The organism is Flavobacterium maritimum (assembly GCF_040049085.1).
GTDB lineage: Bacteria > Bacteroidota > Bacteroidia > Flavobacteriales > Flavobacteriaceae > Flavobacterium > Flavobacterium maritimum.
The window spans coordinates 176,864-199,069 of sequence record NZ_JBDLZY010000001.1 but is presented as its reverse complement, the minus strand read 5'-3'; the positions used below and the strand labels follow the sequence as shown (position 1 = coordinate 199,069).

The 22,206-nt window shown below is 31.7% G+C and carries 19 protein-coding genes; all 19 read right to left on the bottom strand.

Translation table 11 applies throughout. The features are described 5' to 3' along the window. Positions 1 to 351: 351 nt before the first annotated feature. Positions 352 to 1,080 (bottom strand): SDR family NAD(P)-dependent oxidoreductase, encoded by a 729-nt coding sequence (locus tag ABEB23_RS00810; protein ID WP_348810471.1) that lies wholly within the window; start codon positions 1,078 to 1,080, stop codon positions 352 to 354. 7 nt (positions 1,081 to 1,087) lie between these two features. Continuing rightward, the gene (locus tag ABEB23_RS00805; RefSeq protein WP_348810470.1) at positions 1,088 to 1,321 is read right to left on the bottom strand and encodes a phosphopantetheine-binding protein; all 234 of its coding nucleotides are present in this window, start codon (positions 1,319 to 1,321) and stop codon (positions 1,088 to 1,090) included. Positions 1,322 to 1,333: 12 nt separating this feature from the next. Continuing rightward, entirely contained in the window at positions 1,334 to 2,338 is a 1,005-nt protein-coding gene (locus ABEB23_RS00800; RefSeq protein WP_348810469.1) for a ketoacyl-ACP synthase III, read from the bottom strand. 62 nt (positions 2,339 to 2,400) lie between these two features. Continuing rightward, positions 2,401 to 3,372 carry a DapH/DapD/GlmU-related protein gene (locus ABEB23_RS00795; protein WP_348810468.1) on the bottom strand — a complete coding sequence of 324 codons (972 nt, stop codon included), beginning with the start codon at positions 3,370 to 3,372 and terminating at the stop codon, positions 2,401 to 2,403. Next, positions 3,344 to 3,982, bottom strand: a complete 639-nt coding sequence (locus ABEB23_RS00790) for a PIG-L deacetylase family protein (protein ID WP_348810467.1) — start codon at positions 3,980 to 3,982, stop codon at positions 3,344 to 3,346. The genes ABEB23_RS00795 and ABEB23_RS00790 overlap by 29 nt, the downstream gene beginning before the upstream one ends. 143 nt (positions 3,983 to 4,125) lie before the next feature. Then, complete coding sequence (locus ABEB23_RS00785) at positions 4,126 to 5,112, bottom strand: glycosyltransferase (protein WP_348810466.1); 987 nt, start codon at positions 5,110 to 5,112, stop codon at positions 4,126 to 4,128. A 116-nt stretch (positions 5,113 to 5,228) separates the two neighbouring features. Then, entirely contained in the window at positions 5,229 to 6,446 is a 1,218-nt protein-coding gene (locus ABEB23_RS00780; protein WP_348810465.1) for a DUF6337 family protein, read from the bottom strand. Then, positions 6,443 to 7,480, bottom strand: coding sequence for a glycosyltransferase family protein (locus tag ABEB23_RS00775; protein WP_348810464.1), 1,038 nt, complete (start codon positions 7,478 to 7,480; stop codon positions 6,443 to 6,445). Before ABEB23_RS00775 ends, ABEB23_RS00780 begins: the two co-directional genes overlap by 4 nt. Next, positions 7,456 to 8,727, bottom strand: a complete 1,272-nt coding sequence (locus tag ABEB23_RS00770) for an oligosaccharide flippase family protein (RefSeq protein ID WP_348810463.1) — start codon at positions 8,725 to 8,727, stop codon at positions 7,456 to 7,458. Before ABEB23_RS00770 ends, ABEB23_RS00775 begins: the two co-directional genes overlap by 25 nt. Before the next feature lie 66 nt (positions 8,728 to 8,793). After that, entirely contained in the window at positions 8,794 to 9,834 is a 1,041-nt protein-coding gene (locus ABEB23_RS00765) for a Gfo/Idh/MocA family protein (RefSeq protein ID WP_348810462.1), read from the bottom strand. Positions 9,835 to 9,840: 6 nt separating this feature from the next. Beyond that, complete coding sequence (locus tag ABEB23_RS00760) at positions 9,841 to 10,416, bottom strand: acyltransferase (protein ID WP_348811120.1); 576 nt, start codon at positions 10,414 to 10,416, stop codon at positions 9,841 to 9,843. 1 nt (position 10,417) lies between these two features. Continuing rightward, positions 10,418 to 11,551, bottom strand: a complete 1,134-nt coding sequence (locus ABEB23_RS00755) for a DegT/DnrJ/EryC1/StrS family aminotransferase (RefSeq protein ID WP_348810461.1) — start codon at positions 11,549 to 11,551, stop codon at positions 10,418 to 10,420. Between the two features lie 4 nt (positions 11,552 to 11,555). After that, positions 11,556 to 12,755 (bottom strand): L-2-hydroxyglutarate dehydrogenase, encoded by a 1,200-nt coding sequence (gene lhgD, locus ABEB23_RS00750; RefSeq protein ID WP_348810460.1) that lies wholly within the window; start codon positions 12,753 to 12,755, stop codon positions 11,556 to 11,558. 15 nt (positions 12,756 to 12,770) lie between these two features. After that, positions 12,771 to 14,066 (bottom strand): nucleotide sugar dehydrogenase, encoded by a 1,296-nt coding sequence (locus tag ABEB23_RS00745; RefSeq protein WP_348810459.1) that lies wholly within the window; start codon positions 14,064 to 14,066, stop codon positions 12,771 to 12,773. Between the two features lie 85 nt (positions 14,067 to 14,151). Beyond that, entirely contained in the window at positions 14,152 to 15,222 is a 1,071-nt protein-coding gene (locus tag ABEB23_RS00740; protein WP_348810458.1) for a Wzz/FepE/Etk N-terminal domain-containing protein, read from the bottom strand. 168 nt (positions 15,223 to 15,390) lie between these two features. Further along, positions 15,391 to 17,826 (bottom strand): SLBB domain-containing protein, encoded by a 2,436-nt coding sequence (locus tag ABEB23_RS00735; protein ID WP_348810457.1) that lies wholly within the window; start codon positions 17,824 to 17,826, stop codon positions 15,391 to 15,393. 422 nt (positions 17,827 to 18,248) lie between these two features. Then, a complete protein-coding gene (locus ABEB23_RS00730) occupies positions 18,249 to 19,256 on the bottom strand; it encodes a mannose-1-phosphate guanylyltransferase (RefSeq protein ID WP_348810456.1) in 1,008 nt (335 codons plus the stop codon). Positions 19,257 to 20,158: 902 nt separating this feature from the next. Next, entirely contained in the window at positions 20,159 to 20,623 is a 465-nt protein-coding gene (locus tag ABEB23_RS00725; protein ID WP_348811118.1) for a UpxY family transcription antiterminator, read from the bottom strand. A 123-nt stretch (positions 20,624 to 20,746) separates the two neighbouring features. Then, positions 20,747 to 22,138 (bottom strand): UDP-glucose 6-dehydrogenase, encoded by a 1,392-nt coding sequence (locus ABEB23_RS00720; RefSeq protein WP_348810455.1) that lies wholly within the window; start codon positions 22,136 to 22,138, stop codon positions 20,747 to 20,749. Between the last annotated feature and the right edge of the window lie 68 nt (positions 22,139 to 22,206).

Here is a 22,206-nt window from a genome sequence, read left to right as displayed (position 1 = left end):
TTTTCTATGTTATTATAGCCCAAGTTTATTAAAAATTGACTTTTTATATACATTGTAGTTTATTCATCTGTACAATTAACCTCTGAAATTTTGACTACAAAATTTAGAAGATCTAATAATTATGAAAGTTTAAGAAAGAAATACATCATCTCTTTTTAATGAATTTTCTTCGTAAATAAATCTCTTATCTATTTTCGGCAGCTTCTTTTATCTTATTCTTTAAACAAACCATAATTCTCCTTTTAATCAACGGTCTTATAAATATTTCTAAGAATAAAACTTTAAAATATATTTGTTCAAATTTTTCCTAACATCAAATTAAATTAGTTAAAAAAGTTTCTTAAAAACAATCTATTGGATGGAATAACCTCCATCAATAACAATATTCTGACCCGTAATCCATCTTGAGCCATTAGAAATTAAAAACAAAATTGTAGGCACAATATCACCCACATCGCCAATACCTAGAGGATGCATATTCATGATTCTATTGTTATTATCTGTTGATGTTTGATTAAATAAATTCTGGGTCATTGGTGTGTTCACAACACCTGGCAAAACAGCATTAATCCTAATTTTTCTTTTAGCAAACTCTAAAGCACTTGCCTTGACAATTCCTAAAACAGCAGCTTTTGAAGAACAATATCCTACTTTTCCTGGTTGCCCTAAAATCCCCATTACTGATGACAAAAAAACAACGCTACCTCCATCATTACTGTATTTCTTTTTTGTAAAAAGCCTCAATAATTCGATTCCTGAAAAAACATTAATATCATATATATCTTTTATTCTATTAGGGCTATAAAGGGTCAAAGGCACCGTTTCCTCAATTCCAGCACAATGAATTAAGGCATCAAATTTTTCATTATCCATTTCAAACTTTAAAAATAATTTTTCAATATCTTGAACGTTTCTAAAATCATATACAAAAGCTTTGATTTTATTTTTATTCTCCGAAATAAAAAAATTTATTTTTGAAAAATCTCGCCCAATTGCAAAAACAGTATCACCATTCTTAATTAATTGCTTGAGCGTTTCAAAACCAATTCCAGATGTCGCACCTGTTAAAAGAATATTCATTAAATAGCTATTTACTAAATTTATCCAATCCAATTTTTTGAATAAGTGAGTCAATTGAGCTCATTTCTTCAATATCCTCTAAATTAAGAATCACATCAAACTCATTTGAAACATAACCAATTAAAACTATGACTGCTATTGAGTCCCATTCATCTAAATCTTTAATGTTTGTATTCCCAGACAGGACGGTTCCTAATTCTAATTCTTCTTGCAATCCCAAAATAAATTCTTGCTTGGTCATAATTTTTTATATTTATAATTTACAATCAATTTTTATCACACCACCTGACCATGAAAGTCCGACTCCAAAACCAACAATGATAATATTCTCAGTATCACTAATTTGCTGACTATATTTTTTTAAAGCAATAGGAATAGTACAAGAGACTGTATTACCGCCATCCGCTAAATCAATAAAAAATCTATCCTTTGTGACTTTCAACCTTTTTCGCATAAAATCCAACATAAAAGCATTGGCTTGATGAAAAACAAATTGTTGCACCTCTTTAATCTCCAGATTATTTTTAATCAAAACCTCCTGGGTGAAATTTGGTATTACTTTGTTAGTAAAATTAAAAACCTCAGGTCCATTCATATACAAATGATTATCCGTAAAAACATTGTTTGTACCATATACAATTTCTTTTGATAAGGCATCATAAGGTGACTTACTAGCACCGTTCTTAACAATTAATTTATCAGAACCTGATCCATCTGTACCAAAAAGAAAATCACCAATGTATTCCTTATCAGAAAATGAAATCACAGTTGCCGTAGCCGCATCTCCAAAAATAGCTCTATTTGAACGATCTTTAGGATGCAAATACTTAGAATATGTTTCAGCAGTTACAAGTAAAACGTTCTTTGCTTGACCCGAATTTATCAATCCTTTCGCTAAACTGACACCATAAGCAAATCCTGAGCATCCGAGATTAAAATCGAGTGCACCAACATCCTTTCTTAATCCCAGACGATCTTGCAGAATACAGGCTGTTGTTGGCAAAAAATATTCGGGACTTTGGGTACAATATAATATATAATCAATTTCCTGACAATCAACCTTCTCGAATATCTTTTCGCAAGCCTCAATTGCCAAACTTAACGCTGTTTCACCTTCGCCAACCCAATATCTATTAGTAATACCTACTTTTTCCTGAAAATTAGCAAAATCATAATCTGGAAATTGCTTTGCCAGATCATCATTACTGATTTTTAATTTAGGATAAACATACTCAATGTTCTTTATAATTGATCCCATTTATGAATTTTAAGTTTTAAAAAAGCTTTATATTATTCTTTTGTACAAACAAGTTTTCATTCCTAGTTATCTTTGTAAACTTTATCTTCTAATAATTTTTTTTTCCTAATTACTTCTTTTAAATCTTCCGCTGGATTTCCCGTTACTATTAAATTATCACCTACATCCTTAAGGACCAAAGATGACATTCCAACCGTGACATTATTTCCAATCTTTTTCTTATTTAAAATTGAAGCAGAAGGTGCAATCCAACAATTTTCACCAATAGTTACACTTCCTGCTATCATAGCGTTTGCAATAATTAAACTATTTTCGCCTATAACTACACCATGGGCTATATGAACTAAATTATCAACTTTAACATTTCTCCCCAAAATAGTACTACCCATTACAGCTCTATCGATACATGTATTATTTCCAATGTCTACATTATCATGAATTATAACATTCCCTATATGTGGCATAAATACATATACCCCAAATTCATCTTTTTCATAACCAAAACCGACTCCACCGATTACACAGTTAGAACCGATTACTACATCATTACCTATTATTGTGTCTTTTTTTACAACAGTATTATGATTGATTATAGTATTATCACCCAAATGACAATTCTCTTCAATTACAACATTATGCCCTATAAAAATATTACTTCCAATAATTGAAGACTCATCTACAATAGCTGTTGAAGAAATGCCTACTTGACGTTTCGGCATAAAGAAACGTGCTAAAACTTTCTGAAAATTTAATCTAGGATTATCACATAATATATAAGTACAGTTTGGGTTAGCTTCACTTCTATTGATTTCAGAACATAAAATCAACCCTACTTTTACTTCAAGCATTTTAAGTTTATTTTTAGACGATGCCCACATAACTACATCTCTTCTTTCATTTGAAACATCGAGCTGTATTGCATTGCTAACAAATGATTCCTTGCTACCAATTACCTCAATTGGTTTTAAGAAAGTTATTATATCTTGAATACTTATCATAGCATAATTATTTAATTGCGTATCTAATAACTTCAAATGACTCTGCATATTTTACACCAAATTGCACTCCTCTTACAACTGCTAATGAATGAATAAACTCTTCACTCAAATAATCCCTAAAGCCTTGCGAAGCATACTGCTTTAGGGCTTGTATCTTTCTATTAACATGTCGCTCTTCTAACTCAACATAAGCTTGAGTATTAAAAGTTAAATTATTCCAAATTAATTCATAACTCATGATTGATTTAGTTTTGAATGCTCTTAATCCTTCATTTGCAATTGTCGAGTGGTCCTGATGAATATCATTCAAACTCGGCATCAATATCAAATCAAAATCAACTTTTCTCTTCAGTTTAATTAATTCTTCAAGTATTTCTTGCCTAACATAATTTAATTTTCTAACTGTATAATTAAAAATAAATAAGTTTTCTGGTAATATCCCAAGCTCTTTTGTCGCAGCCTTAACCTCAATTGTTAAAATATCTTTTGGAAAACCGACAGGAATCGATTCTGCAGCTGTCGAAAATGCAGCATAATATACATTTGCTCCTTCCTCAATTAATTTTGAAATAAAACCACCTGCTCCTAATTCACCATCATCTGTATGTGGTGCTAATATTAAAACATTATTAAATTTTGTTTTCATGATTTAGTTTTTATAATTACAATCCTTGCTTTCAGGCTTATTGACACTATGTAACAAGAATACTCTTCCAATTTCTAAAACTGTTAAATATAACAGAATTTTAATCCCTATGCGCGTTTTTTCATGCGTACCATAAAAAAACTCTAGAATAATGATGAGATAACATTTACAAGTCTTTCTTCTCTTGATTCATTTGGGAATTTTTTAAGATAATGCAACCGTATATCTTCTACATTTAAATTAGCATTTTCCAGCTCCCTAATTTTACATTGAACTAACTCGATATTTGGAAATTCTATTATTTCACCGCAGCCCTGCACTACCTCTCGCATCGCATATCTGTCAAATACGATTGGATAACATCCCATTAATGCAGCATCAACAATAGAACATCCAAACCCTTCATGATTTGAAAGTTGTAAATAAAACTTAGATTCATTAAGTACTTCATTGAACCTTTTCGTAGGCAAAAAACCCATCATTGAAAGGTTTTTACATTTGTGAAAATCAACCATATGCTGAAAGTCCTCAGTTACTTTTCCTATATGAATAAAATCCCAATCAGGCATAATTTGAGCAAGCTCAAAAAAATACTTATACCCTTTTCTAATATAGGTCTCATCATTAATAATTCCAACAGTCACAACTTGTTTTTTTCTTTCTTCAAAGGTTTGAACAGAAATCTTTGGATCCACAAATCCATGATAAATCATTACACTTCTTGAAATCGGCACGTTTGCATTCTCTAAAGCTTCCCTTTGATTTGAAAATGAGATACTGACAACTTTATCTGCAGCAATAAACATTAATTTTCTGATCATTCTCTTTGGCCAAGAATCACAAAACGCACCATATTTAGTATCTGAGACTTTAACTACATCATACCCACCTGCTATAATAATTATTTTTTTTCTCAATATCCATGAAAGAAATAAAATAGGAGAAAAAGACAAACTTGCAAACCAAAATATTACAACATCATGCTTTAAAATAAAAAATGGATTTAATGATTTTAAAATAGATTCAAATGAACCAATAAAATTGTTACTGACATTAAAATGCTTAGCTAAAATCTCATAATCATTATTAGTCCAAGTTGTTTTAGTATTCGTAATATATAAAATATTCATAGTATTCAATTAATAACTGTTTGATTATACTCTAAAATAATACAATCAAAATGATTCAAAAAACTCACTTTTTAATTTTAAATGCTAACACATATTTTTTTTGAATAAGTAAAAAATTATTTTTTCAGTTTAAACAAAAAAATCAACAAAAATACCCAAAATGGAATTTCGTAGAAAGTTAAATGAATAACATAAATTTCAAACCATCCCATAAATAATAAGCCAAGCATAAAGACATATAAGGATGTAACTAAGGGCGCATTTTGAGATTTTATGGAATAAGAAAAGAATAGCAAATAACAATAGAATATTATTCCAAATATAAAAGAAGTTAACACATAAGAGAGTCCTCCATATATATACAGTGTCCCGAAAAAAGTTTTAACATTAGGTTCAAAACCTGTAGCTATAGTAACATAATAATTAGAAATTGGACTCAAAGGGTCTTCTCCTATTAAAAATCGAAAAATATTGATTAACGGTGTAAAAGCATAACCAGGTTCTGTCCCTATTGGCAAATTTTGATTAAGGTGTTCTGAGAAAGCAATCGGACCTGACAATAGATAATCAATCATATGTTGAAAAATAAATTCATCATTTGATGATTCAAAACCAAGAGAAATTTTATAAATCAACCAAAAAATAAAAAAAGGGCTAATTAAAAAAAATAAATGTTTAATTTTAAGTTTTGTCTTTTGCAATAATAACCTACCGATAAAGGAAGATACAAGAGGAATTATAATCCATGATTTTACCCCATAAAGAACAGAAAATATTAATGTAATGACAATGATGAAAATTTGTTGTACTTTATAGTAACTTTTATTAAAAAAAATAATTAAAAATATAGATATTAAAGTCAGTAATAAAATTGAATGCGCAACAAATCCTTTACCTAGATTACTCTGAAAATCATCATCTCCAAAATTAAAACCGTAACTGGAAGATATAAGATAAATCTTACAAATACATATAAAAATTATAGGATAAGAAATATAAAATAAAAGGTGTAGATTGGACTTCGATGTAACAACATTACTACCAAAAAATTCCAACTGTACCTCATTTACTCTAATACTTCTAAAAGATAATTTAACCATAAGACCACCCATCCAAAAAGCAAGTATTCCAATAAACCAAATTAAGATCACATTTTGATTTAATCTAAAATAGGTGAAATTTGAATTTAAATAAAAAGAATCAATAATTAGCAGAATCAGAAAGGGCCACACCAATACAACAGCGGGGGTGTATATTGTACCCCATAATTTCTTATCCAAATAGGTTAATAAAACAACTAATGTTATAAAAGAAATAAAAAATAAAAATATCATAATTGATTATTAATAACCCTCAAAAATTCAATAGAATCAACTTTATTATTTCTATATATATAAGAATTTACACATTTTATCAGCTTTATACTTTTTCGCAGATTTATTTTATTCCTTATTAATAAAACAGGTAAATATAAATAGGCTAATAACCTAGTAACCTCCCACCTCGTTCTTGAATAATAATTGCGCGTATTAATTAATCTATTAATATAATACAAATAAATATTATTAATTGCATTATTGTTTTTCTTGATTGTTGCTCCTACTTTATGATAAATTATAGATTCAAAAACACATGCCATTTTGAATTTATTGTTTTTAAGTCTTAAAGAAAACTCGTAATCCTCTTCACCAAAAAAGAAATCTTCAGTTAACAATCCAGTTTTTTTATGTTGAAAAAGCAAAGCACAACCAGTAATAAATGTTATCAATGAAAAACCACGTTTAGGAACTACATTGATATTTTGATCCGCATACAAATATTTTCGACTTCCAAAATAAGTTAGTTGACCTCCACAATTCCAAATTTTATTCTTAGGATCAAACAATCGAATTTGAGGTGTTACTGCAACTATATCATTATTTTTTACAATAAAATCATCTAGAACTGTTAAAGTATTCTTTACTATTTCTGTATCATTATTTAACAACATTACCCAGTCAGAGTCTATAATCTGTCCTATTTTTACGCCAATATTATTTCCTTTGGCAAAACCATAATTTTCAAAATTTTGAATAAAAATAAGTAAATCATTAATTGGATTATTATATATGGACTCAACTATAACATCCTCGCAATAATCTATTTCATTTTCATTTAAATAAATAATTTTTTTGAAAAGTCTAGAGCAATCCTCCTTTAAAATATTTAGTGAGTCTAATTTTGACCCATTATCAACTACTATTGGTAAAAACCTTTCATTCTGACTATCTTTAAAAGATTTCAAGCAAGCAAATGTATCCTTTTCACCATTCCAATTCAAAATAATAACAGGTATAGTACTTTTTATTTTATCTGTTTTTTGATCCATGGATAAATTCTAATTAAAATTAATAATAATAACATTAATTCACTTAAAGTCATTGCAATTGCGGCACCTATTGAGCCTAAAAAACCGGAAAGAAAATAACACATTGATACACTAAATATCCCTGATATAAAAACTATTTTTAAAAAGTACTTATTCATTCCTAAATTAATTAACCCTATTATACCTAGATAATAATTAAGTCCTCCAAGGAATATAACGGGCAATAGAATTTGAAAAATCACTATAGCTGACATAAATGATTTACCTAAATACCAAATTAAAAGGTAAGGACCAATAATGTATAATATTATTGTAAGCAGTAACAGTAGCAAGCCATAGATCTTCCCAAATTTCCCAAAACCAGAATCAATTCCTGCAGAATTAAGCTTTCTTCCAAAAAAAGGAAATAATGCTTTTGACAGGGGCTCCATTAGCGATTGCATTGCTTTAATTACCTTTTCTATAGCGGCATATTGACCAACTATTACATAATTTGTAGTTAACCCCAATATAATAATATTTGCTTCTCTATAAAAGCTCATTGATAATGTTGATAAAAAAATATGCCAAGAATCTTCTAAATAAATTTTAATTTTGCTAAATGACGGTTTTGAAAATTTTATTTTTAAATATGAATGAATTAACAATAAACTAGCAGCACCGCTTATCAAAAAACCAATGGAATGAAAAAGATTGATTAAATAAAAATCTAATGGCTTTTCAATGAATAAAAATATTAAACCGGTTGAAATAATTCTTGTTAAAAGGTTAATAATTGTAATGTACCCCATTTTCTCCAACCCTTGAAAAAGCCATAAAGGTGTAACCGCTTGTCCCCAAAGTATACCAAACCCCAATAAATACAATAAATTATTACTTGATATACTGGGGAAAACAAAAAAAGTTAACCCCAATACCAAACTTACTAATAAAGCAAATACTAATCGTATTAAAGTAATATTTGTAAGAATATCTGAAACCTTAACTTTATCATCTCGATGTATTGAAATTAATTTAGTTGCTGAATAATCAAAACCAAAATTAACAAGTATCAAGCAATATTGGAAAATAGAAAACGAAAAAACATATTGTCCGTATAATTCCACACCAATATGATTAGTTAAAAATGGAATTAATATAAGCGGAAAAATAAAACTTAATAAGTTTAATGATGAAAGTGAAATAAAATTCTTAACAACTATTTTAATTTCATCATTTTTAATTTTACTTAAAAATGATGAAATCATATAAAATATTTTAATAAATTGCCCTTACAAATATCTTGCGCCATAACAACAAATACTATATAATTCCTAAGCATAATTATTTGCTTTGTAAATTCGCTCAATTATATCTACAACTTTCATACCCTCTAAAGCATTAGTTGTTATACTGTCTTTACCTCCTATCACATTGGAAATGTTTTCATATACATAATGATGATTTGCGGCAGATCCCTTGTATGGTCCGTAATCATTAGGGGGATTACTCTCGGCAAGAACTGGCATTATATAATCTTTAATATGACAATGCACAACTTCATTCATATACTGCCCTCCCACTTTAACAGATCCATTTTCTGCTACTATAGTTATTGAGCTTTCCAAATTTTTATCCCAAACAGCCGTAGAATAATTCAAACTTCCTATACCACCGTCTACAAAATCGTACGTTATGAAACCAGAATCTTCAAACTCCGTACTATTTTTATGCATAAAATCGTTCAATCTTGCATTAATATTTGTCACGTCTCCAAAATACCAATACATCAAATCAATAAAATGAGAAAATTGCGTAAATAAAGTACCTCCATCTAAGTCTTTTGTGCCATGCCAACAAGTGGGTTTCCCCGTTTTACTGTCCGGCTTATAATAACGATCATCACGATTCCAATAACAATTGGTTTGAACCATGAAAATCTTTCCTAAAATACCCGACTCCAATATCTCTTTCAACCAAACCGAAGGAGGTGAATACCTGTTTTGCATGACACAAAACACTTGTTTGTGTTTCTGTAGAGCCTTAAATATAATCTGCTCACAACCAGCTTTAGTCAATGCCATCGGTTTTTCAATTACTACATGACAATTGTTCTCCAAAGCTTGTAAAGCTTGTTGTTCATGATTCCCATTAGGAGTCGCGATTGCAATTGCATCAACTTTAATGCCCGATTGAAACAAAGTATCTAAAGAACTGAAAAACCTGGCCTCTGGATATTCCTCTAAACTTAATTCCTCTCTTTTTTTAATATCACATAAGGCTACTAATTCAAAATCTGCATTTCCAAGAATCATACTTGCGTGTCTTTTACCAATATATCCGCAACCTATAACGGCAAACTTAATTTTATTCATACTCTATTAACTTATCTTAGTTACTGTATTATTTTCTAACTTATATTCCTGTTTACTTTCATGGCAAACAGCAATCCCTATTTCATTAAAATTTAAACGATGACCATATTCACCAACCCATCCAATTTGTTTGGCTGGATTTCCAACCACTAGAGCAAATGAAGGCACATTCTTAGTCACAACCGCACCAGCTCCAATAAAAGCGTATTCACCAATATCATGACCGCAAACTATAGTCGCATTTGCACCTATACTAGCTCCTTTTCCAACATGAGTTCTAACATATTGTTCTCTTCTAATTATTGCACTACGAGGATTGATAACATTAGTAAAAACCATAGAAGGTCCTAAAAAAACATCATCATCACAGGTCACCCCTGTATAGATAGAAACATTATTTTGAACTTTTACATTATTACCTAATTTGACTCCCGGTGAAACTACTACATTTTGTCCAATATTACATCTTTCACCCACAGTACAATTAGACATAATGTGTGAAAAATGCCATATTTTAGTATCATCACCAATAATACAGCCTACATCGACTATGGCTGTCTCATGAACAAAAAAATTTTTCATATTAATCATTAAAAAATAATTTAACCTGGTTACAAACATACTCTATTGACTGCGATTCCATTTCAGTATGAATGGGTAACGAAATTACTTCATCACATAAAGATTCCGTAACAATCAATTTAAAATTTGAATCAACAAATTGTTGAAATGCTTCCTGTTTATATAAAGGAAGGGGATAATATATCATACTGGGAATTTCTTTTTCAGAAAGAAATTTTTGCAAGGCATCACGTTTTCCATTTTTTACTTTCATAGTATATTGATGAAAAACATGGGTACTGTTTAATTGTCTTTTTGGAATTTGAATTTCTTCTATATTAGCAAAAGATTCATCATAATACGATGCCATTTGATTACGAGCCTGACTATAAGCGTCTAAATGTTTCAGTTTTATATTAAGTATAGCCGCTTGCATTGTATCTAATCTAGAATTACACCCTAAAACTTTATGATAATACTTTTTCTCTTGCCCGTGATTAGCAATCATTCTCATCTTTCGAGCCAATTCATCATCATTAGTCATTAGTGCTCCACCATCTCCATAACACCCTAAATTTTTTGATGGAAAAAACGATGTACTTCCAATATGTCCAATAGTACCCGTTTTAGCAGTGCGCCCATCTGAAAATGTATAAGAAGCTCCAATCGCTTGTGCATTATCCTCAATTACATACAGCTTATATTTTTCAGCCAATATCATAATCGGTTCCATATCGCAAGATTGTCCATACAAATGAACCGGCACAATCGCCTTAGTTCTAGAGGTAATTGCTTTCTCAATAATTTCAGCCGTTACATTAAAAGTATTTTCATCAACTTCAACCATTACAGGTATCAAACCAAGTAGCCCAATAACTTCGGCTGTAGCGACATAAGTAAAGGAAGGACAAATTACCTCATCTCCTCTTTTAAGATCTAAGGCCATCATTGCTATCTGCAAAGAATCAGTACCATTAGCACAAGGTATAACATGCTTTACGGATAAATATTTTTCTAATGCAGACTGAAATTCTTTAACTGCCGGGCCATTAATAAAAGTTGAATTTTCAATACAATCGATTACAGCTTGGTCAATTTCTTTTTTTATATGATGGTATTGTGTTTTTAAATCCACCATTTGAATAGGTTGCTTCATAAAATTAATTATATTTATTTAATGCAAGAGAAGCGATGCTTTCCCCAATTGCTAAAGATGATGTTGCCGCTGGTGATGGAGCATTACAGACATTAATAACGTTATTGTGTTCGAAAATTAAAAAATCATCAGAAAGATTGCCTTTACTATCACAGGCCTGTGCTCGAACTCCTGCGCCACCCGCCACTAAATCTTCTTTCTGTATTTCAGGAATTAATCTTTGCAATGCTTTGGTAAATGCCACTTTAGAATAAGAACGATACATTTCATACATCCCATCCTTCCAATACTTCAAAGCTACTTTTTGAAAACCAGAATGTCCCAAAGTTTCAAAAAATTCTTTATAATTGATTACTTTATTGGAATATCCTTCACGTGCAAAAGCCAATACAGCATTTGGCCCTGCTTCAACACCTCCATGTACCATTCTAGTAAAGTGAACACCTAGAAAAGGAAAATTTGGGTTAGGTACCGGATAAATTAAATTTTTGACTAAATACTCCTTCTCCTTTTTTATATTAAAATATTCTCCTCTAAAAGGTAAAATCTGAACATCAATCCCTCTATTAATCATTTTAGCCACCTTATCAGAATACAGACCTGCACAATTAATTATGCACTTCGTTTCAAAACAATTATTCAGCGTTTGCACTTCAGAGCCATTTTCAGCAGAATTAATATCTTCGACTTTTTGTCCAAATAGGATTTCTCCTCCCAAGGCCACAAATAAATCAGCATATTTTCCTGAAACTTCTTTATAATTGATAATACCTGTCTGGGGCACCCAAATACCTTTTATTCCAACGCAGTGAGGCTCAATTTCCCTAATCTCTTCAGTACTAATTTCTTTAATACCTCTAAGCCCATTAGCAACACCCCTATTATAAATATTAGCCATAATTGGCAATTCTTCTTTATCAGTTGCTACAATTATTTTTCCACAAAGGTCATATTTAATTTCATTTTGATTACAAAATTGAATCAACTGCTCATATCCCTTTTTACAATTAATAGCTTTTAAACTCCCAGGTTTATAGTAAATTCCAGAATGAATCACACCACTATTATGACCAGTTTGATGCTCCGCAATTCCAGATTCTTTTTCTAAAACAAGAACTTTTAATCTTGGGTTTTTCTTTTTTAGATGATATGCTGTTGAAAGTCCAACTATACCACCTCCTATAATGATGAAATCTTTTTTCAATTCCCTTACTTTAAGTTATAACCTCCAATAATTTTTAAAATCAGCAGGGTTCATTACCCCTTTTATATCAAACAAAAAAATTTCATCTTTTGAGAGTTTTTGAAAATCATCTGTTGTCATTTTTATATAATTTTCGTGACCTACTGCCAATATAATAATATCATATAATCCCAGCGGCTCTTCAATTAATGTTATTCCATATTCATGTGCTAATTCATTTGGACATCCATGTGGATCGACGACATGAACATGTATCGAAAAATCCATTAATTCCCTTACTAAATCAACTACTTTTGAATTTCGGATATCAGCCACATCTTCCTTAAAGGTAACCCCCAATACCAGAACCTTAGACTTTCCTGGATTTTTATCCTGTTCAATCAAAGCCTGTACAATCCTTTTAGCAATAAAACTAGGAATAAAATCATTTACTCTTCTTCCTGCTGCTATAACCTGAGGATCTATACCTAGTTGCTTCGCTTTATGCATTAAATAAAATGGATCAACACTAATACAGTGACCCCCAACCAAACCAGGTTGATATTTGTGAAAATTCCATTTTGTTCCTGCCGCCTCAATTACCGCCTTGGTATCAATACCCATCTTATCGAATATAATCGCCAACTCATTCATAAGCGAAATATTAATATCCCGTTGGGTGTTTTCAATAACTTTTGCTGCTTCAGCAACCTTTATTGATTCTGCCTTATGTAATCCTGCTTTAATTATAGTGCCATATACTTCTGAAATCATTTCTAAAGCTTCATCATCGTTACCAGAAACTATCTTCAATATATTAGTCAAAGTTTTTATCTTGTCCCCTGGCACAATCCGTTCAGGACTATAACCAAACTTAAAATCTGTTCCTCCTTTCAATCCGGAAATTTTCTCTAAAATCGGTACACAATCCTCCTCTGTACAACCTGGATAAACAGTAGACTCATAAACTACATAATCATCTTTTTTTAATGCTGAAGCTACACTTTTTGTTGCTCCCAATAATGGATTTAAATTTGGCACTTTATTTTCATCTATGTCCGTTGGTACTCCTATGATATGAAAATGAGCTTTTTTTAAATCCTCCACATTTGAAGTAAAACTAATATCACATCCATCAAAAGCCATAGAATCTAATTCTTTAGATGGATCAATTCCTTTTTTCATTAATTCAATACGCTCTGAATTAATATCAAAACCAATAACTTTAAAATATTTAGCAAATTCTAAAGCAAGAGGTAAACCAACATAACCTAGCCCTGTAACAGAAATAATTTTCTCTTTATTTATAAATGAATTGAAACCTTTTGACATAATCTCTATTGTTAATTTTTATGCATTTATCTAAACTTGATTCTTTTATGAATCATATTATTTCATTCTTATGGAATAAAAAATTTTAGCTTAGGTTGATTATTCTAAATACCCTCCTAAAAACCAGTATTAGGACCGTTAGGAAAGTTAAAAGAAAACCACCTATCAAAAGTCCTTTAACTTTACCCAACTTTTCTTGATGTAAAGGCAAAATAGGTCTGTCGATTACTTGAATTAAAGGAGTTTCTTTACGCAGGGTCACTTTTGCCAATTCAGTTTGCTTTACCAACTCTGTTAAGATAGCCGTATTTGCCTGTACATCTACTTGCCGGCGCGCAGAAGGCGCACGGCGTATATTAAGTGCAGGGTTCAAATTAAAGGTATCATCATTAGCCGATGCTACTCCTGTAATTGCTCCATTGAGTTCTCCGCGTATTGAATCAGTTTGACGCTGCAAAATAGCCATATTCATGCGTGCTTTTTTACTTTTTGTCGAAACGTAAAATTGTCCTACCTGTCGGGCAAGTGACTCACAAAAATATTTCGCAAACAGTTCATTAGTAGACATTACGTCCATACTGATAATAGAAATTTTTTTATCTTTTTGGGCTACGATCAGTCCCCTTTCAGATAAATCCTTATATATAAGTCCTAAGATACTATCGTGTGCCCGAGTATAGTATTTTCTTTTTACGTTTGGCAAAAATTGAATATGTTTAATTTTAGGTTTATTAACCCATTTATCTCTCCATTCATTATTTTGGATATACATTTCTGCCAGAGTAATGACTTTTTCCTTGTAAACTACCTGAGTTAATAAGGTTTTTTCAACCATAGTTCGCGATTTGAATAATTCCGTTAAATTAGATCCCGAAAAAATGCTACCTCCACTACCACCGAGATCAAAGCCAAGGGAACTAGCCAATCCTAAAGCACTTCCTAAGCCGGCGCCAGCTTTTTCATCTTCTAAAGCAAAAGACAAAGTAGCAGTATAAATCGGTTTTTTAACAAAAGAATAAGTCAATCCAGCTGCTGAACCAATGAGCCCGGCCAATAGAATAATCTTCCATTGGGACAGCAAATAAGCACACCATGTTGCCATTTTTTCTAATAATTCTTTTAATGAAATTTCGTCCCTGGATATTTCTTCCTTCATATGATTATTAATCTGTTTTTAATCTGTTAATGTATATGGTTTTGGTTTTAATATTTTATCGATCCAGAAAAAAATAAAAGCTTTTCAATCCAACCAGAAATTAAATTTTATTAAGAATAAGCTCTTAAACATCCTTAATTTTTTAATGGTTTACTATATACAATCTTATTAGTTGAAAGCGGTTACAATCAATAAAGCTAAACTAGTGATAACACTTCCAATACTTACCCATTCCCCTGTTGTCATCTTTTTAGTTTCCGGTTTTTCCGGCACCACTATTTGAGACCCTGGAGTTACCTTGGGATACGATCGTATGAATAAGAAAGAATTGGACACCGCTGCTTCTCCATTAGGATAAATAATGTAGGCATTTTTCTTCCAACCTTTGGCATCAATCCCTCCAACAGCCCCTAAATAATACTTAAAATTTTTCCCTTTTCTAAACGGAATTTCAGATGTCAAGAGCACATTACCAGTTATTTTTACACTTTCGTTGAAAGAAGCCACTTCAATCTCATCTCCTGGGAATAATGTTACATTGGTATTACTGTCAGGACTTTTAACAATCGACTTCCAATCTACCGGTATAGTGGCAAATTTCAGTTCCTCTTTTAATTTTTTTTCAAGATTATCTTGAATACTGTCATTTTTTCCTAAATTTAAATCTATGTTCTCTATTGCCTCAATTTGTTTGGCTTTTATAGGACGTTTTATTTTTACCCCATCCAAATCCGCTTCGGGAGTCAATCCACCAGCCCTTTGGATAATATCATATACTTTTTCTTTTTTATTAACCAGTACATATTTCCCGATATAATTAACCGCTCCACTTACCGTTACCATTTCCGGTTTTTCATAAACAGCCATTCTACGAATATTCACCACATCATAAGGAGCTAAAACAAAATTTTGAGCCTGTTCATTGTTGTTTGGAGTAATTTCGATATTAAATAATTCCGCTTTGTTTGGATTATTAGGATCAATTTCTTCTGCTTTCATCATCCTGGCCACTTCTACTCTTTTGGAAGCTGAACCAGTTAACCCTCCTGCTTGAACCAACAAATCATTTAAAGTAAGATTCTCATGATAATCATATGTTCCCGGTTTTTTTATTTCTCCGTCTATAGTAATTTTAAATTCTTCTATGAAGTCTAAAATCGAATACACAGTTACCAAATCTTCTTTATTCAAAATAATATTCGACCCTAAGTCACCAGCTAAAGCTCTAGTAAGGTTCACATTAACTGCTTCAGTTGTTAAATCGGTCTTCATTCTTACGATGGTAGCCCTGTTGTAATAAGCATCTTCTTTCAAACCTCCAGCTTGTGCAATCAGATCAGAAATCCGCATTCCCTCATAAAAAGAATAGATATCAGGTCTAAAAACAGCACCTTCTATTTTAATACGGTTTTCGAATCGGTTCAGAATTTTAGACACTTTAAAAACATCTCCCGCCAAAGGGTTATAAGTACCAAATTCAGAAGACTTTATATCCTTAACTTTAAATTCCTTATCCGTTTTTTGTATCACACTCACTGATGCTGTGTAAGCGAACTCGTTAAATCCTGAAGCATAAGACAATAAATTAGTAAAAGTTTCCCCTAATTTCATTTCAAAAATACCAGGTCTTTTCACTTCTCCTTCTAGAGTTACCCGGTGCGTGTAAGAAGGAATCCTGATGACATCATTGTCTTTTAAACCTACATTATCCGATTGATTTCCATTTACCAAAAATCGGTAAATATCAATGTTTTTATATACTTTATTGTTTCTTATCAGTTCAATATTTCTATAAGTTCCATTTTTAGCTGGTCCTCCACCTAAAAATAAGGCATTGTAAACTGTGGCTAAAGAAGAAACAGAATAGTTTCCCGGCTGCTTACTGCCAATAATAGTCACCTTAATTGTTCTGATACGACTTAAACTCACCCCTACTTGGGATTGCCCTGATCGCACCGTACTGTATACCCCTGAAATGGCACTTTTTATTTTTTGAGTAGCAGCTTCTATGGTCATTCCTGAAACCGAAATTTGACCTACATACTGAATCGTAACTTTCCCTTCTAAACTGACAGGAACAGTGGCACTAAATTCCTGAATACCATAAACACTCACCTGCAATTCATCTCCAGGCCCCAAAATATAGTTAATAGGAGTAGCCAGCTTCAAATTGGGTTCAAAATTTAGAGTGGGATTATCAAAGAGCTCCGATCCAAATACCAGTGCATTCAACGAATCCTTAACTTTAGTATTAACAATTTTTTCCTGTTTCCTTCCAAAACCATCCTCTTTTCCATTTCCATCCTCATCCTCTTTGTTATCCTTTTTTATTACTTCAGATTTGACTGCAGGCATAGCTAAACGCTCCTTCAATTTAGCAAACTCGCTTGCTTGCATTCCTTTCCCTAGAGCCATCGGTTCAGCTTGTTCTATAGTAATATTATTACTCTGCAATTGTGCCTTTATCTTTGCAATATCATTATCCGACAAATAATCTACTTTCAAAGTACTCAAATCATTGCTTTTCAACAAATCTTGCGCGACTGCATTTGTAGATTGAAAAAAAATAAATAAAAGTAGCAAAGCAAAAATTATTTTTTTCATAAATAATTTACAATTTGGTATATACATTTTTATATTTTGAATTTTTATTATTCTTAATTATGAACCCCCTTTTATGTTTTATTTAAAAACTCATTTAAGAAGATACTATCTTACAGTTTCATTTAAACCAGTTCCGGCAAAAATCAACAAATTTAATTTTACTGCAAATTTAGATTAAAAGGATTAATCAGCAATTTAACAAACACTAAAATCAGCCATCCAACCGATCAGCACAACACATTAAAAAACAATTAATTAACATGTAATTCTTTTGTTATTTATTTTTTATTTAATAAACAGACATTTATTTCATTAAAAAAAACGTCATGATTACTTTTTAAGACGTTAATTTCTACTGGCAGGAATCAATAAAAATAAATCATCAATAAAAATTAGGATAAAAAATTAAAAGAAAACCAATTTTAATTCAGTAAGTCAGAATTTTGTTTTTCAAGTGCATTGTATATATTTTTTACTTCTTGAGAATGTTCTTTTTGAAGAATCAAATTGGCATTGTCTGTAGCAACAAAAATAGTATTTTTAAGTCCGATAAAAGTGGTAAAAATATCCGTCCCAATTACCATATTTCCGTTTTTATCAACATCATGTCCTTTGGAAACCAAATAATCGTAAACGGATTCAAAGGAACCCAAATCAGACCACAGAAAAGTAGATGGAACCACTTTTATTTTTTTACTTCTTTCCATAACAGCATAATCGATACTTATGGATGGAATTTCGAGTGAACGATCCAGATCTAAATAACCATTCACATTCGTATCCCATGCCACTTTTGATTTCTCATAGACTTCAGGATTAAATGTTTTCAATTCAGCCAATAAAACACTCGCTTTAAAACAAAACATACCACTATTCCAAAGAAAATTTCCTTTGGCAATAAAATCGGCAGCAGTGGTTTTATTTGGTTTTTCACGAAAAGAAACAACATCATCGTCTTTACGCTCAATATAACCGTACCCAGTTTCAGGTTTCGTCGGAATAATTCCAAACGTAACAATAAATCCTTTCGAAGCTTTATCAATTGCTTCATTAATCGCTTGAGCATATTGCTCTGTTCCATCAATAATATGATCCGATGGCGTCACTATTAATATTGCATCAGGATGGGATGCGAGTGCAGCAAAAGCAATAGCAGCGGCTGTATTTCTGGGAGTTGATTCGATTACATCAGTATAGGGGGTATTCAATTTCTCCATGATTCCCCTGCTTAAATGGCAATTATCCACATTTCCAACTACCATAACCTGATCTACTAACTCCCGATTACGCTCAACCGTCATTTCAAATAAAGACTTACCATCAAACAAATCAAGATACTGCTTGGGTTGACTTTTACGTGATAGTGGCCATAATCTGCTACCAACCCCTCCTGTTAAAATAACATGTGTTACCGAATGCTTTTTTTCCATATTTATTTTTAAAAATCTAATAACTTTATTTTACAACCTTCCATCAGTAATGGCTCTCAAAACTCCTTTCACATTGTACAGTAAACCGTTTTGATTTTGCAATTGAAACAAATCCATACCTAAAAATGTAGTATGTTCTACCCCAGTATTACTGCATCGTAGTTTTGCTCAGGAACAACTGCATTCGTTTCACTACTTGAGAATTACCTAAAGGGTTATATATCGTAACGGTAATTCCATTCTCCTTCAAAACAGCAATAACAACTACCTTTTTTATACTCCGCACATCAGGCAGTTTTCTTTAAAATTGATTCCAACAGCACAGCCACACCATTAACAGAAATCACCTTCATAATCATTCATACAGGCCATTAGAATTACCTGCTTCGTCTAGAAGTACTCTTTGCAAAATAATATCATCTACCTCTAGTGTAGCGCAGTCCCTGCTTGCAGGGAAGTAATTCTGGGTTTATTAATATCAAATCCAACAACAACATGTTTTTTTTGTAAATAGTCTTGCCAATGGCAAACCCACATATCCTAAACCAACTACTGATATTTTTAAATCTGAAATCATTTTTTACTTAATACAAATCGCCTTTGCTAATTTCAATCCACCGCTTCGCATTCCATACTCCCAAAATCGGGATGGAAAAATCATACATATTTTCGGCAAATATAGCTACAATAAACTGTTTTTTTAAACTTTAAATGATATAGAAGCTCAGAAATACCAGCTCCAAAAATAAAAAAACAAGTAATCAATTAACAACCAACAAAAAGGAAGAAAATTGCCCATCCTGCTTTTTAAAAAAATCACTAAATTTAGTGAGGTAAAAAAACGCAAAAAAACGAGACCCTTTGAGCAATAATTTTGTCTACAGTGAACTCGCTTTTATCTTCTATTTGTGTTTCATTTTCAATACACATCCCATTGATTCTAAAACCAATACATAATGCGTATTAGTAACCTCTTGAACAACCGCCTTTTGTGCAGAGAAAGGACCGGAATCCAATTCTACAGTCTCCCCTATTTGAAAATAATCAACAGAAATATCATACGTATCTGGAGTATAAAGCCAGTCTTTGATACAATTAATTTCTTCGTCTCGAACAATCGCCGGTTTTCCTAACCAAAACAAATACCGGACTACCCCAGGGGATTGAAAGACTGTATTCCTATCAGCTTCTTCCAATTGGACAAAAACATAGGAATTAAAAAGGGGTACTTCAATTTTTTTTTTCCTGTCCGACCATTGTCTTACCTCAGTAATCAACGGACAATAACACTCTATTCCTAATTTAGTTAATTGTTCCGATACTTTTTTCTCCCATTTCGGTTTTGTATACACTACATACCAATTCATCATTCACATTGTATTAAAATAAAAAAGCTGTTTATTCTTTTTTATTTGATTCGAAACTTCCTTTTTAAATTTTAAAAAATTAATGCACTCTATTTTAGATTCAAGACAATTATCTCTTTCAAACTAAGAACCGATAGCTTGATATACAAATCCTATAGTCTTTAATTCAGAAGCATTAAGCAAGTTCCGTCCATCAAAGATAAAAGCGGGTTTTTGCATAGAATCATAAATTTTTTGCCAGTCAAAACTTATGAACTCATCCCATTCGGTAAGTACTGCAATGGCATGTGCACCGGCACAAGCCTCATAGGCACTATCAAATGAAGTAATGCTATTTACATTCTTTTCTGTGGTTCTTGTATCTAAATAATCTAAATCGGCCAAAACTTTTCTTCCGGACACTTTAGGGTCGTACACTGCAATTTTTGCCTGTTCATTTATTAACTCATCGGCCACATAAATAGCCGCGGATTCTCGGGTGTCATTGGTATCTTTCTTAAAAGCCCAACCCAGAAATGCAATTTTCTTGTCAGCAACAGTATTGTAAAGTGTTTGGACAATTTTATTGGAAAAACGTCTTTTTTGATGATCATTCATTATAATCACTTGTTCCCAGTAATCTGCTACTTCAGTCAGACCATAGGATTTGGCAATATAGACCAAATTTAAAATATCTTTCTGAAAACAAGATCCACCAAAACCTACAGAGGCTTTAAGAAATTTTGGTCCTATTCTGCTATCCATACCAATGGCTTTTGCCACCTCGTTTACATCGGCACCTGTCTTTTCACAAAGCTCAGAAAGGGCGTTTATAGAAGATATTCTTTGTGCCAAAAAAGCATTGGCTGTTAATTTCGATAATTCCGATGACCAAACATTGGTAGTTAAAATTTTATCTGTTGGCACCCAATTGGAATAAACATCAACAAGCGCCTGAATAGCCTTTTGACCTTCTTCAGTGGTATCGCCTCCTATTAGTATCCTGTCCGGATTTAACAAATCAGTAACTGCTGTTCCTTCAGCAAGAAACTCAGGATTAGACAAAATTTGAAACTGAACACCATTACCTGTATTATCAAGAATGCTTTTGATTGCTTCAGCAGTCCTAACCGGAAGTGTAGATTTTTCAACTACAATTTTATTGTCTTTAGCGACTTTTGCAATTTGTCTGGAGCATAATTCAATATATTTCAAATCAGCTGCCATCCCTTTGCCTTTGCCATAAGTTTTTGTAGGCGTATTAACCGATATAAAAATGATCTGAGCTTCATCAATAGCCTTATCAACTTCTGTTGAAAAAAACAAGTTTCTTCCTCTTGCTTCAGCCACAATTTTATCTAAACCAGGCTCATAAATCGGAATATTATCGACATTCTCATCGTTCCAGGCCGCAATTCTTTCTTCATTCAAATCTACTACTGTAACTTTGATATGGGGACATTTTTGTGCAATAACAGCCATTGTAGGTCCTCCAACATATCCAGCTCCGATGCAACAAATTTTTGTGATTTTCATTAATACGAATTTTAATTTACAAATATACTTTATTTAACTCTCCTTGTTTTTAAAGACAAACAAGCATC

What these genes read in the sequence shown, in the direction of transcription:
- ABEB23_RS00810 (WP_348810471.1), bottom strand. Translation starts at nt 1,080, where the DNA reads ATGAATATTCTTTTAACAGGTGCGACATCTGGAATTGGTTTTGAAACG.
- ABEB23_RS00805 (WP_348810470.1), bottom strand. Translation starts at nt 1,321, where the DNA reads ATGACCAAGCAAGAATTTATTTTGGGATTGCAAGAAGAATTAGAATTA.
- ABEB23_RS00800 (WP_348810469.1), bottom strand. Translation starts at nt 2,338, where the DNA reads ATGGGATCAATTATAAAGAACATTGAGTATGTTTATCCTAAATTAAAA.
- ABEB23_RS00790 (WP_348810467.1), bottom strand. Translation starts at nt 3,982, where the DNA reads ATGAAAACAAAATTTAATAATGTTTTAATATTAGCACCACATACAGAT.
- ABEB23_RS00785 (WP_348810466.1), bottom strand. Translation starts at nt 5,112, where the DNA reads ATGAATATTTTATATATTACGAATACTAAAACAACTTGGACTAATAAT.
- ABEB23_RS00780 (WP_348810465.1), bottom strand. Translation starts at nt 6,446, where the DNA reads ATGATATTTTTATTTTTTATTTCTTTTATAACATTAGTTGTTTTATTA.
- ABEB23_RS00775 (WP_348810464.1), bottom strand. Translation starts at nt 7,480, where the DNA reads ATGGATCAAAAAACAGATAAAATAAAAAGTACTATACCTGTTATTATT.
- ABEB23_RS00770 (WP_348810463.1), bottom strand. Translation starts at nt 8,727, where the DNA reads ATGATTTCATCATTTTTAAGTAAAATTAAAAATGATGAAATTAAAATA.
- ABEB23_RS00765 (WP_348810462.1), bottom strand. Translation starts at nt 9,834, where the DNA reads ATGAATAAAATTAAGTTTGCCGTTATAGGTTGCGGATATATTGGTAAA.
- ABEB23_RS00760 (WP_348811120.1), bottom strand. Translation starts at nt 10,416, where the DNA reads ATGAAAAATTTTTTTGTTCATGAGACAGCCATAGTCGATGTAGGCTGT.
- ABEB23_RS00755 (WP_348810461.1), bottom strand. Translation starts at nt 11,551, where the DNA reads ATGAAGCAACCTATTCAAATGGTGGATTTAAAAACACAATACCATCAT.
- ABEB23_RS00745 (WP_348810459.1), bottom strand. Translation starts at nt 14,066, where the DNA reads ATGTCAAAAGGTTTCAATTCATTTATAAATAAAGAGAAAATTATTTCT.
- ABEB23_RS00740 (WP_348810458.1), bottom strand. Translation starts at nt 15,222, where the DNA reads ATGAAGGAAGAAATATCCAGGGACGAAATTTCATTAAAAGAATTATTA.
- ABEB23_RS00735 (WP_348810457.1), bottom strand. Translation starts at nt 17,826, where the DNA reads ATGAAAAAAATAATTTTTGCTTTGCTACTTTTATTTATTTTTTTTCAA.
- ABEB23_RS00730 (WP_348810456.1), bottom strand. Translation starts at nt 19,256, where the DNA reads ATGGAAAAAAAGCATTCGGTAACACATGTTATTTTAACAGGAGGGGTT.
- ABEB23_RS00725 (WP_348811118.1), bottom strand. Translation starts at nt 20,623, where the DNA reads ATGAATTGGTATGTAGTGTATACAAAACCGAAATGGGAGAAAAAAGTA.
- ABEB23_RS00720 (WP_348810455.1), bottom strand. Translation starts at nt 22,138, where the DNA reads ATGAAAATCACAAAAATTTGTTGCATCGGAGCTGGATATGTTGGAGGA.